Genomic DNA, 15,872 nt, shown 5'->3' with positions numbered 1-15,872 from the left:
AATGAAATCAAAAAAGGTTTACAAGATTTGTGAGGATAAAAAAGTCGTTTAATCAAGAAGTTCTATAGGGTATGCCCCTTCTGACTGTCCTTCTTTCCTACTTTCATAAAAGCGAATAAAATCAGCATTATAGTCAGAATCTGGAAGCTCATTAGTATTGCTAGGATTTTTTTTCTTAGCCTCTTCAATAGCTGCTTTATTCAAAATTTTTCTAATAAGTTCTTTAAAAGTATCAAAATCTACTTCATATGACAATCCTAAACCTTGGGTATACCCAATGCCCTCTCCAATATAGTTTATATCATTTTCTCTATTGAAAACACGGGCATTTAAATTTCCATCTTCGTTTAATCTAAGAAGCACTTCAACATCCCCAACAATAACAGACTCTTCAGCTCCACCAACAGGCACACCTAACTTTCCATTAACTTTAATTCTGTCATTAACCTGAGTAGAGAAAGTTACTCCAACCCTACCTTCTGTTTGAGTATATGGATTTCTATCTGCCTGAGCATAATTCAATCCTATTCTAACCTTATCATCTTCATCTGAAAAGATATCGTCAAAAATACTACTAGCACGCTCAAATAAGCTTCCTGCTAAAGCCGTAGATGAATTATCAGAAGAAAAGAATGTTCCTGTAGCCAACAAAGCCATTGCTTGTCTTTCACGGGTATCCTTGTCACTTAATTTGTATTCTATTTCTGAACGGATAACAGAACTAACATTTGGAAAGTTTATTTCAAAATCCACCTCTGGATTACTTAAACTTCCGTTTAACAAAATCGAAACATCCGTAGGTATTTTTCGATTTACCACTGAATTATCAATAATAATACTTGGGTTTGCCTCTGTGTGATATAAAGCTTGCAAATCTAAAATAGCATTCATTGGATTACCATCCCAACGAATGGTTCCATATCGTTTTACTTCAAACTTCTTATCAATTAATCCTCCATATTTAAAATTATACTCTCCTTCATATGCTTGAAAATCTCCCCACATATTAAACTTACCCATTGTATTGATTTCCATGGTAATAAATCCGGCTCCTCTACCTTTCATAGCATGTCCTGACTCTCTATCTAAAATAATTTCTATTTCAGCATCTGGTGTTAGAATGAATTCAAAATCTAACTCAATTCCGCTATTTCTATATTGATAAATATCAAAACTTCCTGTTTTTAATCTATTCGCTTTCTCTTCTGCAGTAAGGAAATGAATAAATGAACTATCTCCTACACCTTTCGCTTCGTTCAAGGGTATCTTTATTGAAGTATTCTTGTTTGAAGTAGCCTGAATATCGATAGAAAGCAATTCAACAGGTCCAGACAAAGATGCTGTTCCATTAATAAAGGCTGTTCCGTAATACAAACTTCCCTCTTCATATGTTGTATCTAAAGCCAACAGATTGGATGATTGAAGTTTTAAATCTAAATTCCAATCATCAAATTTCTTATGGGCTATCGTTCCATTTATAGTTCCATTGGTCTTATATTTTGAATCTATTAATTTCACATTGCGCAAGATAAACTGATTCTGAGTTAAATCTACAGGTGCTTCTTCCTCAAAATTATAATCTACTCCAGTAAACTTAGATTTCATACCTGCTTTACTTAGATATAGACGCCCATTTATGTCTGGTTTTTGAGGAGTGCCCAAAATACTAATCTTACCATTTGTGGTTCCGCGAACATTACTAACTATTGAACTCAATAAAGGCCCTATTGTCTTTAGATCAAAATCTTTAAAACCAGATTCTAAATTCAAATAGCTATTCTTATTAATAATATTTACTTCTCCATTTAGATAAAAAAGCTCTTTATTTTCTTGAACAATATTAGAATCTACTTTAAAATTTCTCAAACGCTCATCTCCTGTTACATCAAACTTCAAATCTCCTAAGAAAACGTCATTTATAGCCAATGAATCAATATAAACATTAGAATCGGGATGATATACTTCTCCTTTTTGTTCAAAGTGAATACCACCATTTATGTTACCAGCAAAACTAATATTTCTAATATCTGGTGTGATTTTATTAAGGTCAACATTGTCGAAAATCAATTCCAAATCCTTATAATCTTTCCCTTTTATATCTCCGTTTAACTCTACAGATTGATCGTTGTGAGACAATACAATCCTGTCAATATTGAAATCATTTAATTTCTTATTAAAAACTACTTTATTGTCCTTCTCCTCCTTCTCATTTAAATACCAAAGAAAATTCTTAAACATTATCTCCGATTTCTTTATTCCAACTACTGAGTTATTATCCTCGTTAATCGTGTGGTAAACGTTCAAATCATAACTATCCTTAGCTGTATCACCTCCTTTAAACTCTGCACGCACAAACAAAGTGTCATTATGAGTTACATTTATTAAATCAAAGTCAGATAATTTATATTTTTTAAACTTCAAACTATCTACTGACAGATACGTATTATAAAGTGGATTCTGATTATTTACGTTCAAAACAATATTATCAAAAGACATGCTGCCCAGTGAAACTTTTGGAGAAGTAAAATTTAACTTGAAATCACCTCTATCTCCGTAAATATTCCCTTTCACTTTAGTGTTTTCACTTAAAGTTAATTTTGGAAAGAAAATTTCTATTAATTGATTACTAACACTAACATCAAAATCAACAAATTGATCCTTCTCCACAACAAACGGAGAATAATTTGTATAAAGACTTCCCAATGCATTTTCAATAAGCTTTGGCATTTGCTCTAGCTTATACCTTCCAACTATAACCCCATCAATAGTTTTTTCCGACTTGACAGTTACTGTTTTAACCTTTTCGTCTCCCATTTCGGCTAAAATAGAAAGTTCACTAAAGTTATATCTGTCCTTACTATTTAAATAAGATGCCTCTTCTATTTTAAACTCTCCAATTAAATCATCTAATGTATTCCCTGAAGCTTTTAAACGTAACATCCCTTTAAAAACAGACAAAGTATCATTCACCAAGTTCAAAGCATGTAAATCAGCATGATTAATCATCGCTTCAAAATCATACTCTTTGACATCCAAGCTCCAATCAATAACCCCATTAAAGTCCAAGTCCAAATTTGGGTCTTTACTACTTAAATATCCTTTATAATAAGGCATTTTCATAAAGCCGTCTAGAGTGATATCCTTATAATTATATCCTTTAAAAACAAAAGATTTCACCTCGCCTTCTAAAGAAGTATTTAAATGTTTTTGATCAAACCCTGTTCCATCAAGATTAATATTTAGACTAACTACTCCAAAAGATTCATCTTCTAAAACAGTTCCTAAATCAAACTCATTTAGCACAACATTTCCTCTATAAACAGCCTTTTCAATCTGATCTATCCCCTCCATTAAAAAATCCGCATCCATTGTTCCGATGGATGTAAGCATAGACACTTTAGCGTTTAAATCACGTTTAGTCAATCCAACTACCCCATTTAAAGAAATTCCGCCTAGCTTTGAAAGCTTAGGAGGTAATTTCTCACCTAAAACTCTAGGTAGTAAATGAGCTAAGTCATCATATGAGGTGTTTAATCTACTTAAATTGGCATCCATGCTAAAATCTCTCTTCTTATCGAAAAGATTCTTAAATTGGAAAAAACCTATAATCTCAGAATAATTTTCATCAACAAGCTTTACATTAGACAACATAAAGTCATTCATATATCCCGTAAGATCCGTTTTTAAGAACAGCTTATGGTTTTTAGTAAACTCTGGGTAAAAACAATTTAAATCGGAAGTATTGATAGAGGATTTTAAGATTTTCAAATCCCACCTTACTTTGTTAGTAAAGTCACGCATATCGTTCCCTGAGAAACTAAATTTCAAATCGCCTTCTAATTTAGATTTATCAGTCTCCAACAACATATTTTTAATAATAATGTTAGTTTTTGTAAGACTAAAATCCCCCTTCAGATCCTCTAGTTTTAATCCTCTATGATCTAATAATTGTACTGTATTTACTTTTGCGTATATATCTGGTCCTTTTACCAAAAAGTCATCTAGAACTCCGTTCAATTCCTTAAAGTCAACTGATATCGGAGTTTCGTTATTATCATCAGAAACTCTAAAATGACCATTCTTAACCTCTATTCTCTTAATTCCTAGACGAAAAGAACCATCACCAGGTTTCCCATTATCAAGGGCATTAATGAAAAGATTTAAGTTACTATTACTCTCTCCTTTGTAAGTATGGATATTGAAATACAAATCATCTGCAATGGCATTTCCAAAAAACAAACGAACTTCTAATAACTCATTCAAGTCCAATAAATTCGTTTTCAAACTCCCTATACGAATGAATTTCTCATCGTGATTATCCGTTACAGAGACATTTTTAAGACTAACTCTACCAAAAATAGTAATATCAACACGCTCTATATAAATCTGAGTACCAAATTGATTATTCAGTTTCCCCATTAGATTCTGCGCTATTTTTGTCTGTACTATAGGCAATGCCAAAGTCATTGCTATTACACATAATAACAACACGATGCCCAGAAGTAAGCGAAAAACTATTTTATTAAATTTTTTGATATTGTTTTAAGTTTTAAATTTGCCTTTTCCAATGTCTTTTCAAACTGCGGAAAATAGAACAACAAATGTAAATAAAATTCCAAAGATATTCGACTGAATAAACGCTGTTTAATATCCTTTACCCCCTAATAAAATGAGTACAAAACCTATCTACATACTCGCCATAGAAAGTTCTTGCGACGACACAGCTGCAGCAGTATTAAAAAACGACCAAGTTCTTTCAAATATCGTAGCTCAACAAGCTGTGCACGAACAATATGGAGGCGTTGTTCCTGAACTTGCATCAAGGGCACACCAACAAAATATTGTACCAGTGGTAGATGTTGCACTTAAAAAAGCAGGCGTAAAAAAAGAAGAACTTAGCGCTATCGCATTTACACAAGGACCAGGATTAATGGGTTCTCTTCTTGTAGGAGGTTCTTTTTCTAAATCAATGGCCATGGCATTGAAGATTCCTTTAATTGCTGTCAACCATATGCATGCACATATATTAGCTCATTTTATTGAAGAAGGAACACCAAAACCAACTTTTCCCTTTTTAGCTTTAACCATCTCTGGAGGGCATACACAAATAGTTCAAGTAAATAGCTTTTTTGACTTAAAAATATTAGGAGAAACCACAGACGATGCAGTTGGAGAGGCATTTGACAAGAGTGCTAAAACATTAGGGTTTCCTTACCCAGGTGGTCCATTAATTGACAAATATGCCCAAAATGGCAATCCAAAAGCTTTTCCTTTTACAAAACCAAAAGTAGAGGGGCTTAACTTTAGTTTTAGTGGTCTAAAAACTCAAATTCTCTATTTTATTCAGAAAAACCAAGCTATAAATCCAAACTTTGTTGAAGAAAACAAAGAGGATATATGTGCTTCTATTCAATATACTATTATCCAGATTCTCTTAGACAAACTAAAATTAGCTGTTGCTGAAACAGGTATTAAACAGATAGCCATCGGAGGTGGAGTATCTGCTAATTCAGGTATTCGAAATGCCCTGTTACAAGCTGAGAAAAATTGGGGATGGACAGCATTTATTCCTAAATTTGAATATACAACTGACAATGCAGCCATGATTGGTATTGTTGGCTATTACAATTTTCTAGAATCTCACTTTAGCAATTCATCCGTAGTATCAAAAGCAAGAATCGAATTTTAAATAAAAACCTATGCAACTTTTCTATTCACCTCTCCTAAACAAAGAAGATACGAACTATACTTTCGATAAAGAAGAAAGCAACCATATAGTTAAAGTTTTACGCAAGAAAAACGGAGACAACCTAATGGTTACCAATGGAAAAGGCTACCTATTTAACACAGTCATAAATACAGATAACGACAGAAAATGTAGCGTCACTGTTGTGGAATATGATTTTAAAGAACCCGAGAATTTCCATATTCATTTAGCGGTTGCTCCCACAAAAATGAACGAGCGATTTGAATGGTTTTTAGAAAAAGCTACTGAAATTGGAATACATGAAATCACCCCTATAATCTGTGACCACTCAGAAAGAAAACAAATAAAACTTGAACGATTTGAAAAAATCGTACAGGCCGCAATGAAACAATCACTTCATAGATATATGCCTATCCTACATGACGCAATATCTTTCAAAGCATTTATTCAACAAGAGAACAACAGTCATAAATACATTGCTCATTGCGAAGAAACTGAAAAAACACTTTTAAAGAATGCTATCCCAAAAGGAGCTTCTTACACTCTATTAATTGGTCCTGAAGGAGATTTTTCAAGTAGCGAAATTGATAGTGCCCTAAAAGCTAACTTCAAACCTGTTTCCCTTGGAAACACAAGGCTTAGAACAGAAACTGCTGCTGTAGTCGCTACGCATAGTTTTGTTTTTTGCAATGAAGAATAAATCATTTTCTCTTGAATTTAAATAACTATATTTGAAATAAAATTGCAATGACCAACGCAAAAGAAATTTCAAAAGGCATCGTTAAAGCTGTTATAACCTTATGTTTAATAGCCGCTGGCTTGTATTTGATCTATCAAATAACAGACATCTTTCTATATATTGCTTTTGCCTTAATTCTTTCGCTAATAGGCTCACCAATTATGCGATTCTTTAAGAAAAAACTAAGATTCAATAAGATAGCTTCTGTATTGTCTACTATGTTTATATTTCTTCTAGCTATATCTGGATTTATTTTCATGTTTATCCCCTTATTTACTACACAAGCAGAAAATTTAGCGGTTCTGAATACACATCAATTACAAGATAGCTTTAACAACCTCCTTCTACAACTTGATACTTTTTTAGACTCAAAAGGATTCAGTTTAGACAAAATATTAGACGCATCCGAAATAAGCTCTAAATTCAACATTAGCTTCTTACCCAATCTTTTAAACACCATAATAGGAACACTTAGCGGTCTTGGTATTGGAATAGCTTCCATATTTTTCATAACATTTTTCTTTTTAAAAGACCAAGCTGTTCTAAAATATCAATTTAAAAAACTGTTACCAAAGCCCCACTCCAATCAAATATTAAACTCTATACAGAAAATCAACAATCTACTATCTAGATACTTTGTAGGCCTAATTCTACAAATGACTATTATTTTCATATTGAGCTTAATTGTTTTTCTATCATTCGGAGTAAAAGGAGCCTTAATGATTGCTTTTCTATGCGCTATTTTAAATATCATCCCCTACATAGGCCCATTAATAGGAAACATTCTAGGCGTTCTATTTACCATGATGAGCTTTATATCAGAAGACTTTACTACAGTTGTGATACCTAAAGCAATTTCTGTGATGATAGCCATGTTTGTGATACAAATCATAGATAACAGCATCAACCAACCTGTAATTTTTTCAAACAGCGTCAAATCACATCCGCTTGAAATTTTTATAGTAGTACTGGCTAGTGGTATGTTTACCGGTATCTTTGGAATGATCGCAGCAATCCCTATCTATACATGCATAAAAGTGATAGGTAAAGAGTTTTTACCGAATAATAAAGTTGTACAAATACTTACAAAAAATTTATAATTGGACAATCAACTAGTAAAACCAGAAGTTCAAGATTTCATAAACACATCATTGAATAAAGACATTAACTCTTTATCTCTTCAGAAAAATCCTTTTCCTGATATTGTGTACTCAAAAATCGTTCAACAAATTGACTCTAAACAGCGTTGCAAAACAAAGTTACCCACTTGGTATTCGGGAAAAAACTTATTATTTCCTCCAAAAATATCTATAGAACAAACATCTTCAGAAGCTTGCGCATCTTACAAAGCATCCTTAATCAAAGGAGAAACCCTCATTGATTTAACAGGAGGTTTTGGAATTGATGCCTATTATTTCTCAAAGCATATCAAAGCAGTAACACACTGTGAAATGCAAAAAGAACTCAGCGAAACTGTAAAGCACAATTACGAACAGCTCGGAGCAAAAAACATAAAGTGTCACTATGGAGATAGCTTAGAATACTTACAACACAAGAACACTAAATGGGACTACATCTATCTAGATCCAGCGAGGAGAAACGATTCAAAAGAAAAGGTTTTTTTATTAAAAGACTGTACTCCAAACGCTCCTGAACTACTTGATGAATACTTTAAATACACAGACTCAATACTCATAAAAACAGCACCTTTACTAGATATAACATCTGGAATATCCGAATTGCATTCTGTAAAAGAAATACATGTAGTTGCACTAAACAATGAGGTAAAGGAATTGTTGTGGATTTTAGAAAAAGACTGGAAGGATTCACCTGATATTATAGCTGTAAACATCCATCAAGAGAAAACAGATTCAATTCGAATTCCATTAGACAATGAAGAATATGCTAGTTTTTCTTCCCCACTCGAATACTTATACGAACCCAATGCAGCTCTTATGAAAACCGGACAGTTTGATTTCATTGGAAATCATTTTAATCTATACAAGCTACACCCCCATTCTCAACTGTACACCTCAGAGGTTTTAAAGCCTTTTACCGGAAGAAGCTTCAAAATCGAAGCCAATATACCTTTCAACAATAAAAGCACGAAAGAACACCTTAAAAACTACAAAGGACACATAACAACTCGCAACTTTCCAATGAAGGTAGAAGAGATCCGTAAAAAATGGAAAGTCAAAGACGCAGAGAACAATTATCTTTTCTTTACAACTGATTCTAAAAACAATAAAATAATGCTATTTTGCAGCAAAATAAACTAAGTATGAAACACCTTATCACCTTCCTAGTTTTCGCATTCGTTAGTGCAACATACGCTCAAAACACTAACTGTGAATTAGATTTTGAAATAAGCAACGACAGTGTTCAACTGAAAAGATTCAAAGAACATTTAGTATATGAAATGGATATGGGCAAAAAGACAGAAAGCTTATTTTTTAGCCTTTTAAAATCTGGTGGCATTCCATTATTGGAAGTACAATATTTATTAAAAGGCCCAGATTTCATTCCCATACAGTGTTTTAACTCAAAAAGCTTAATAAGCATTAAACTACTAAACGGAAATGTAGTCTCCTTGAGACACGTAAACGAAGACACGTGTAGTACTTTTGTTTATGACGCGCCCGAAAAAAACAACATCAGAATACTTAATTCTTATTTCAGAATAGCTGAAACTGACTTCAACAAGCTTCAAGAATCCCCCGTTAGTCTTGTTCAAATACGTTTTTCAACGGAGCAAAAAACGTTCACAATAATGAATGAATTGAATTCTAGTATAATTAAAGAAACCTACAAACCCGCAACATATTTTAAAGAAAGCATTCCTTGCTTATTATAATAACAAATAGAGAATGTGTTTCAATACATCTATTTAACCTTCTTAGAAGCTAACTCCCTTTCTCAGAAAGAAAGTCGAGAACAAACTATGAAAAAAGCCGTTTCACGAAGTTGTGAAACGGCTTTCTCTTTTTCGACAAATACTATTCATTTTCTAGTATTTCTCGATAAAATCCTATATTTTTTTTAATCTCTTCATTTAACTCAGGTTCCTTAATATCTTTAAAATCAAAAAGTACCTGTTCTAAAATCTTTGCAAAGATATAACGACATTGAGGTTTACTATCAGCAGGGACCACGTACCACGGTCGGTCCTTTGTAGCCGTTTTATTGATAGCTAGTTCATAAAAGTGCTGATATTGCTCCCATTTCGCCCTTTCTTTTAAATCTCCTACAGAGAACTTCCAATTGTGTTTTCCTTTATTCAGGCGTCTCAACAATCGTCTTTTCTGTTCATCTTTACTCAAATGCAGAAAGAACTTAAAGAGTATAATTCCGTTGTTTTGAATATGCTCTTCAAAAGCATTGATCTCAGCATATCTTTTCTCCCAAAACTTTTCTGTAATATCATCCACCGATTCAATACGAGGAAGGTTTTCATTTAATATAATTTCAGGATGAACTCTAGAAACCAACACATTTTCATAGTGCGTCCTATTAAAAACCGAGAACTTTCCCCGTTCTGGTAATGCTATATAATGCCTCCAAAGATAATCGTGTTCTAACTCTGTGGATGTAGGTGTCTTGAAACTTTGAACCACCACTCCTCTAGCATTGAACTCCTTAAACACCTCTCTAATTAAACTGTCTTTACCCGCAGTATCCATACCTTGAATACAAATTAAAGCACTGTACTTATTGTGGGCATACATCGTATCTTGAAAGGCACTTAATTTCTCACAAACTTTCATGAGTTTTTTGATTGCTTTTTCATCTGAAAGATCTAAATCGCTAGTTGTTGCCATTTTTTGAAGTGAAATAGGCCCAGTAACTGTATATTTTTCAATGGATTCCATAATCATAGTTTTAATCAAAAATTACCGCTTTTAATCTAAAATAAAAAACTATTTTTAAACATTAATCAATCCTTTAAAAAATGAAACAACTGACTTTAGAACTATTCCTACAGTTTTTCGGAATCAGTGCTGCTTCTGGAATAATATACAACAACGATTATTTACAGATTATTTCAGACGATGCAAACATATTGTACACCTATGATATCAAAAAAGAAAGTCTATCTAAAAACAGTTTACTATCAGACTTAAGCCTTCAGGAAAACGTTGCTAAGACAATTAAGAAAGACTTTGAAGCAATCACAACTGATGGAGAGCACTACTTTTTATTTGGTTCAGGCTCTACCTCTAATAGAAAGGAATTAATAGAGTTAGATGTAAAAACAAAAGAATTAATTGCTAAACACGATTTGGAAATCCTATATGAGTCTATGAAGAGCTTTGCTCAAATTGGCGACGAAGACTTTAATATAGAAGGGGTAGTTGTTGATGGTGAAACATGGTACTTTTTTAATAGAGGAAATGGTCCTGCATCTGCAAACGGTATTTTTACCGTGACGGCGAAAAACCTATTAGAAGATTTCAATATTGTTTACAACCCTATCGAGCTTCCTAAAATAGAGGGCCATCAAACAAGCTTTACTGATGCAATCTTAGTAGACAACAAACTCTATTTTCTTGCTACAGCGGAAAAAACAAACTCAACTTATCACGATGGTGAAATTGCAGGTTCTATTATTGGTCGAATAAACCCCAAGAAGATGAAGTTGGAAAAAACAAGACAAATTAGTCAAACTAACAAATTTGAAGGTTTAAGTCTTTATAAAAAAGAGGGAAAGAACCTTGCTTTTCTTTTATGCGAAGACCCAGACAATCCAGAAACCAAAACCACTTCTATCTACAAGCTAAGTTTTAAAAACTAACAAAATAAAAAAAGGCACTAACAAATTGTTAGTGCCTTTTTTTATTGTATTAGTCCAAACAAAATTTTACATCAGTATAGAATTAAGCTATTTACTATGTAATTCCATATTTCCATACTTAAAATACAACATACATGGTTTGTTAAATAAGTATCTATCCTTGACTTGGAATCAATCAACCTATTTTCATTTAATTCTTTTTCGAAATCAATTTTCTAATAGAAACCAAATGGCCAAAAAGAACAATTGAAACAATAAAAGTAGGCAACCAACTAAAAGGATAATTTAAAATCGCAATATTCGGTTGTTCGAAAGCCATACTTTGTAATGGTAATGGCTCGGAAAGAAAAGCATGAATAATAATATTAATCAGAAGGACTAAACGATATAACTCCTTCTGTTTTCTCCATGTTTATATTGAAATAATAAAAAAAATACCCCTAGTTAAACATAACAACAAGGTTTAAAACATTCTAGAATCTCTCAAAAATAAGTAAACATCAGCTTTAAATCATTATTTTTTCTTAAATTTAAGAAGGTTATTAAATTTTATATACCTTTGTAGTTGTCTAAACAACCATTGTTATGAACACCAATTTAAGTACACAAGAAATCTATACTTTGTTAACAGGACGTTTGAGCATGACCTTAAACAGAACCTTATTGCAACAATTTAAAGCTAATAATATTCCACTCACTCGAGAACAGTGGTCTATACTTGCAGTGCTATGGAAAGAAGATGGTTGCTCTCAACAAACCTTAGCTACAGAAACTCACCGAGACAAACCAAGTGTTACAAGACTCTTAGATAAAATGGAAAAAGATAATCTAATCGTTCGAAAAGCACATGAAAACGATAGAAGACTCAATCTAATCTATCTAACAGAAAAAGGTAAGTCTTATGAAAAAGATGCGTTTAGAATAGTTAATGAAATTGAATTAATTGCCACAAAAGGATTAACTGATTTTCAAATACAAAATTTAAAAGATGCAGTTCGAACCATCATGTCTAACATAGAAAACCGATGAATATGAAAAAACACCTACTATTTCAAAGCGTATTGGTTCTCTTTACGGTCCAAACGCTAAAAGCACAAATACCAATTACAAAGGATTTGGAAAAAGCTATAGAAAAAGCATGGAACAAGAGTAGCAAGCTTAAAAACCAACACTACGAGTTAGAGAAATTAGAAAATCAACGTAAAGGGGTTTTAAACAAATACCTACCTCATGTTAGCGCAACGGTAGCTTATGCCTATTTAGACAATGATTTAACCATAGATGTTCCAACAAAAACAACTCCTATTTTAGGAATAGATTTTTTTGAAGGAGAAACAACCTTTAGCAATAGAGCACAAGTATTTCATGCAGGTTTAAACGCATCTATGCCTCTTTTCACAGGGATGCAAATACCAAATGGCGCAAAGGCAGTTGAACAAAAAAAACAAGGAACTGCCTATCTATTAGAAGTTGAAAAAGATCAATTAATCAAAGAAGTTATCAACTCATTCGATCAAATTACTTTACTCAACGAAGCAGAAAAACTAATTGCAGACAGTGAAAAACGCTTAGAAAAAGAAACCATTAGAGTAGAAAAAGCAATTTCACTTGGATTAGCCATTCCTTATGACCGAGACAAAATAAAGTATGCAGCTTTAGAGCTGCACTCAAAAACGATAGAGATTAAAGGAAAACGAAAACTATTGTATCAAAAGATTCAATACTTAACCGATTTAAGCATTGAAGAAATAGAAAACACCAAATACAACCTAGAACCATATTTACTATCAGACAGTTCATTGAGCATAGAAAACAAACACGAACTCAAAGCATTAGAATCCTTTAAGTCAGCACAAAATTACCTGCTCAAGAAAGAAAAGGGAAGCTACTTCCCTACTCTAGGTGCATTTGCAAGCGTTTCACATAGTAGTTTATTCGACTTCGAAAGCAATACCACTTTAGGCGTAGGTCCGATTAACAAAGATGTTAGTTTAAAAGTCAATGAACTTACATTAAGTCCTAATTGGATGGTAGGTCTAGCATTAAAATGGGATATTTTTAGTGGCTTTGAACGCAAACACAAAGTAGAAGAAGCAAAAATAAACATAGCACAGATGGACAACACCATCAAAGACACTAGAGAAAAGCTAGGCCTTTTATTACAACAGCAGTACTCTAATTACGAAGTAGCAACAGAAAAGATTGCCATAGCAGAACAACTTCAAAAAGTATCAGAAAACAATCTAAAAATGGCCATTAAACAATATCAAGAAGGAATGATATCCATATCAGAAAGACTTGAGGCGGAAAACGAAACCTTTAAAGCAAACCTGAATAAAGTAAGTTCCCTTATCGATCAACGATTAGCAGCAATAGAAACAGTAATAACCACCGGAGAGATCAATCAATACCTAACCACCAACGATTAAGAGTTACGCTATGAAAAAAACACTAACAATAATCGCTTTAGCGGCACTAGTAAGTAGCTGTAAAAAAGAAACAAACAACCTTGTACAAGGAAAAATAGAGAGAGATCAAATATCAGTAGTGAGCAAACTGCCAGGTAGAATTTTGGAAATCTATGTACAAGAAGGTAACCAAGTAAAAAAAGGAGATACCCTGGCGTTGATTGATATTCCAGAAGTAGAAGCAAAAAAAGAACAAGCAGCAGGAGCGGTAAAATCAGCCAAAGCACAATATGAAATGGCAGCTAAAGGAGCAACTGCAAATCAGTTAAAACAATTGGAGGCAAAGAAAAAAGCTTTAAATGAGCAATTTCAATTCGCTAAAAAATCATTGCAAAGAATTGAAACTATGGTTAAAGACTCCTTAGTTCCACAACAAACGTATGATGAAGTATTTGCAAAATATCAAGGAGCCCAATCTCAACTAATCGCTGTAGAAGCTGAAATAGCCGATGTTAAAAATGGAGTTCGCGTAGAACAACAAGTAATGGCATTAGGACAACAAGATCGTGCCATGGGAGCGCTTTTAGAAACTGAGATAGCCGAAAATGAACGCTATATATTAGCTCCTCAAGATATGACCATAGAAACTATCACGTTGAAAAAAGGAGAATTGGCATTACCAGGCTACACACTTTTTAATGGATACTTATTAGACAGTGTTTATTTCCGTTTCACGCTACCAGAAGGTCAATTAAGCAAAGTTAAAAAGGATCAAGAAGTCAGTATTGAAATCCCTTACAACAACACTAAGATTACGGGAATCATTACTCAAGTGAAAGAATTAGGAGCTTATGCAAAAATCGCTACTGCTTATCCAGATTACGACATAGAACAATCTCTATTCGAAATCAAAATCAAACCAAAAAATGTGCAAGAAGCACAAGATTTGTTTACCAAAGCAACCGTAACTACAGCTTTTGAATTATGAAAGAATTTCTATCATTATTAAAACGTGAGTTTCGCCTATTTTGGGGAAACGACGTGTTGCGTATTCTATTTATAGGAGCCCCTCTTATGTATGGTATTCTCTTGGGATATGTATATGGAAAAGGAAAGGTTACAGACTTACCTATTATAGTAGTAGATGAAGACCGCAGCGAGATGAGTTCTAAAGCTATTCAAATGTTTGAAGACAATGAAGTCATTAAGATAGCGGACCTCCGATACGACCAAATAGGATTAAGTGCAGCAGCAATTGAACAAGATGCAGCTTGTATTGTTATTATACCGAAGGGGTTTGAAAAAGACATCTTAACTAAAAAGTATCCAGAAGTAACCACAATTGTAAATACTGCTAATGTATTAACTGCCAATTATGCTTCTGGTGCTTTGCAGTTGTGTCTAGGAACTCTAAAAGTAGGCGTACAATTAGAAACTCTTCGAAAACAAGGAACACCTGAAGCTGTTGTAATGTCTCAATACGAACCTTTCAAAACAACTTTTATAAAGAAAAACAACCGCTCCACCAACTATATGTATTTTCTATGGCCTGGTGTATTAGCGACGGTTTTACAACAAGTTCTACTATTGGGGTTAGCACTTTCCTTTGCATCAGAATTCGAAAAAGGAACTTTTGGAGAACTTATTCGCAGAGCACCATCTATAACAAAAATGTTAGCAGTAAAGATAATCCCGTACTTGTTAATGAGTTTTGGAGTATGGTTTATTTATTGGCTTTTTACCATTTGGTTTAAAGTTCCTTTTTACGAAAACCTAGGAGCCTTAACTTTTGTTGCGGGAATATTTGTAATCTCGGTCTGTTTCATTGGAGTGTTGGTAAGCGTGCTTATACCAAACCAACTAAAAGCAACCGAAGTCTTAATGGTTATAGCTACACCAAGTTTTATACTCAGCGGATTTACATGGCCATTAAGTCAAATGCCAATATGGGTACAAAGAATAGCTGATGTTATTCCTCTAACCCACTTTTTAAAGTCATTTAGAATATTGATTATAGAAGAAGGGCAATTGTCTCAAACAGCTAGTTACAATTGGAATATGGTAATTATAGGAGTAGTATGTGCAATTTTAAGCTATATAGCTCTATATTACAAAAAGCGAAAGTATTTAAAAGAAAACCCACAAGAATAAAAACATTTGATATCCCTACTCAGAACAAGAGGACGAGATAGAGAACCATAGAAAAAGCCGTTTCACAAAGATGTG

Annotated in this window: 12 protein-coding genes; 10 read left to right on the top strand and 2 right to left on the bottom strand. The window is 33.2% G+C overall.

The window, feature by feature from the left end; all coding sequences use genetic code 11:
• Nucleotides 1–48: 48 nt before the first annotated feature.
• Nucleotides 49–4,419: a translocation/assembly module TamB domain-containing protein gene (locus tag BM024_RS00490; protein ID WP_245753836.1), complete on the bottom strand. Its 4,371-nt coding sequence runs from the start codon at nucleotides 4,417–4,419 to the stop codon at nucleotides 49–51.
• A gap of 250 nt (nucleotides 4,420–4,669) precedes the next feature.
• On the opposite strand from BM024_RS00490, the gene tsaD reads away from it, so the two are divergent.
• Genes tsaD through BM024_RS00465 form a run of 5 tightly spaced genes read left to right on the top strand, consistent with a single transcriptional unit; the run spans nucleotide 4,670 to nucleotide 9,300 of the window.
• Nucleotides 4,670–5,689: a tRNA (adenosine(37)-N6)-threonylcarbamoyltransferase complex transferase subunit TsaD gene (tsaD, locus tag BM024_RS00485; RefSeq protein ID WP_090677492.1), complete on the top strand. Its 1,020-nt coding sequence runs from the start codon at nucleotides 4,670–4,672 to the stop codon at nucleotides 5,687–5,689.
• 10 nt (nucleotides 5,690–5,699) lie between these two features.
• Nucleotides 5,700–6,407, top strand: a complete 708-nt coding sequence (locus BM024_RS00480; RefSeq protein ID WP_090677490.1) for a 16S rRNA (uracil(1498)-N(3))-methyltransferase — start codon at nucleotides 5,700–5,702, stop codon at nucleotides 6,405–6,407.
• A 47-nt stretch (nucleotides 6,408–6,454) separates the two neighbouring features.
• Nucleotides 6,455–7,546 carry an AI-2E family transporter gene (locus BM024_RS00475; protein ID WP_090677487.1) on the top strand — a complete coding sequence of 364 codons (1,092 nt, stop codon included), beginning with the start codon at nucleotides 6,455–6,457 and terminating at the stop codon, nucleotides 7,544–7,546.
• Nucleotides 7,547–8,725: a class I SAM-dependent methyltransferase gene (locus BM024_RS00470; RefSeq protein ID WP_090677485.1), complete on the top strand. Its 1,179-nt coding sequence runs from the start codon at nucleotides 7,547–7,549 to the stop codon at nucleotides 8,723–8,725. It abuts the gene before it with no gap.
• Between the two features lie 2 nt (nucleotides 8,726–8,727).
• Complete coding sequence (locus tag BM024_RS00465; protein WP_090677483.1) at nucleotides 8,728–9,300, top strand: hypothetical protein; 573 nt, start codon at nucleotides 8,728–8,730, stop codon at nucleotides 9,298–9,300.
• Nucleotides 9,301–9,442: 142 nt separating this feature from the next.
• On the opposite strand, the gene BM024_RS00460 is transcribed toward BM024_RS00465, so the two are convergent.
• Nucleotides 9,443–10,315 (bottom strand): PPK2 family polyphosphate kinase, encoded by an 873-nt coding sequence (locus BM024_RS00460; protein WP_090677481.1) that lies wholly within the window; start codon nucleotides 10,313–10,315, stop codon nucleotides 9,443–9,445.
• 80 nt (nucleotides 10,316–10,395) lie between these two features.
• Here BM024_RS00460 and BM024_RS00455 point away from each other — a divergent pair, with 80 nt between their 5' ends.
• The 5 genes from BM024_RS00455 (at nucleotide 10,396) to BM024_RS00430 (ending at nucleotide 15,797) form a co-directional block, all read left to right on the top strand.
• On the top strand, nucleotides 10,396–11,238 hold the full coding sequence (locus BM024_RS00455) for a DUF6929 family protein (protein ID WP_090677478.1): 843 nt from the start codon (nucleotides 10,396–10,398) through the stop codon (nucleotides 11,236–11,238).
• Between the two features lie 585 nt (nucleotides 11,239–11,823).
• Nucleotides 11,824–12,267, top strand: coding sequence for a MarR family winged helix-turn-helix transcriptional regulator (locus tag BM024_RS00445; RefSeq protein ID WP_143077688.1), 444 nt, complete (start codon nucleotides 11,824–11,826; stop codon nucleotides 12,265–12,267).
• Nucleotides 12,268–12,269: 2 nt separating this feature from the next.
• Complete coding sequence (locus BM024_RS00440; protein WP_245753835.1) at nucleotides 12,270–13,667, top strand: TolC family protein; 1,398 nt, start codon at nucleotides 12,270–12,272, stop codon at nucleotides 13,665–13,667.
• Between the two features lie 10 nt (nucleotides 13,668–13,677).
• On the top strand, nucleotides 13,678–14,634 hold the full coding sequence (locus BM024_RS00435) for an HlyD family secretion protein (RefSeq protein ID WP_090677473.1): 957 nt from the start codon (nucleotides 13,678–13,680) through the stop codon (nucleotides 14,632–14,634).
• A complete protein-coding gene (locus BM024_RS00430) occupies nucleotides 14,631–15,797 on the top strand; it encodes an ABC transporter permease (RefSeq protein WP_090677470.1) in 1,167 nt (388 codons plus the stop codon). Before BM024_RS00435 ends, BM024_RS00430 begins: the two co-directional genes overlap by 4 nt.
• Nucleotides 15,798–15,872: the final 75 nt, after the last annotated feature.

Origin of the sequence: Myroides guanonis (assembly GCF_900114085.1) — a bacterium.
GTDB lineage: Bacteria > Bacteroidota > Bacteroidia > Flavobacteriales > Flavobacteriaceae > Flavobacterium > Flavobacterium guanonis.
Note: the sequence above shows the minus strand (reverse complement) of the source record. Positions and strands in the feature narration are given on the sequence as shown.